The 497-nt window shown below is 55.7% G+C and carries 1 pseudogene; it reads left to right on the top strand.

The annotated features are described in order from the left end of the window. Positions 1-497 (top strand): annotated as a pseudogene (locus tag B3F49_RS12315) (V-type ATP synthase subunit A); the annotation flags it as partial.

A 497-nucleotide genomic window follows, 5' to 3' on the forward strand; every position in this document is an offset into this window, starting at 1 on the left:
GCAGTGGTCAGTGAAATTGTCGAGCCGGGAGAGTATACCATCGAGGATATCCTGGCAACCGTCGTGCTGCCCAACGGGCATCAAGAGCAGATATGCATGCTGCAGCGATGGCCGATCAGGCTCCCAAGGCCGGTTGAAAAGCGCCTTGCCCTCAAGCAGCCGCTTATTACCGGCCTGAGGGTTATCGATACGCTCTTTCCTTTGGCAAAAGGTGGTACGGTTGCCATCCCCGGAGGATTCGGAACCGGCAAAACCATGACCCAGCACTCGATCGCCCAGTGGTGTGATGCCGACATAATCGTCTACATCGGTTGCGGCGAACGCGGCAATGAAATGACTGACGTACTGAAGGAGTTTCCGCTGCTCATCGATCCGAGAACAGGTCATTCGCTCATGGAACGGACCATCCTCATAGCCAATACCTCGAACATGCCGGTAAGTGCCCGCGAGGCATCCATCTACACCGGCATTACGATGGCCGAATACTATCGCGACCA

Origin of the sequence: Sphaerochaeta sp. UBA5836, assembly GCF_002432845.1 — a bacterium.
Classification (GTDB): Bacteria; Spirochaetota; Spirochaetia; order Sphaerochaetales; family Sphaerochaetaceae; genus Sphaerochaeta.